Source organism: Pseudomonas sp. 2822-17 (genome assembly GCF_002742485.1).
GTDB classification, from domain to species: domain Bacteria; phylum Pseudomonadota; class Gammaproteobacteria; order Pseudomonadales; family Pseudomonadaceae; genus Aquipseudomonas; species Aquipseudomonas cyclaminis.
The window spans coordinates 1-266 of record NZ_LJRZ01000092.1; the positions used below are offsets into that span (position 1 = coordinate 1).

1 protein-coding gene is annotated in these 266 nt (G+C 33.1%); it reads right to left on the reverse strand.

The window, feature by feature from the left end:
• Nucleotides 1-94: 94 nt before the first annotated feature.
• Nucleotides 95-253, reverse strand: a complete 159-nt coding sequence (locus AOA60_RS34265) for a DUF3243 family protein (RefSeq protein WP_368731544.1) — start codon at nucleotides 251-253, stop codon at nucleotides 95-97.
• Nucleotides 254-266: the final 13 nt, after the last annotated feature.

The following is a 266-nucleotide window of genomic DNA, read 5'->3' on the forward strand; positions in this document are numbered from 1 at the left end:
TTTAAAGAAGTTTCTTGCCGTATGTGAAAAAAATAATCAATCTCTTTGTATATGATTTAAAAAAGTGTCGCTAGAAATAGCGACACTTTCTTTTTTAACCTTTCTGAACTAGCTTCACCATCATATTAGCAATTGCATGCTGTTCTTCTTCAGATGCAACATGCCATAAATCAGAAAGCACTTTCTCTTGCTCATTTTTTGGCTCTACTTGTTCAGATAAATACTCTCCAACCTGATACGCAACTTCATTAATTACCTTATTATCC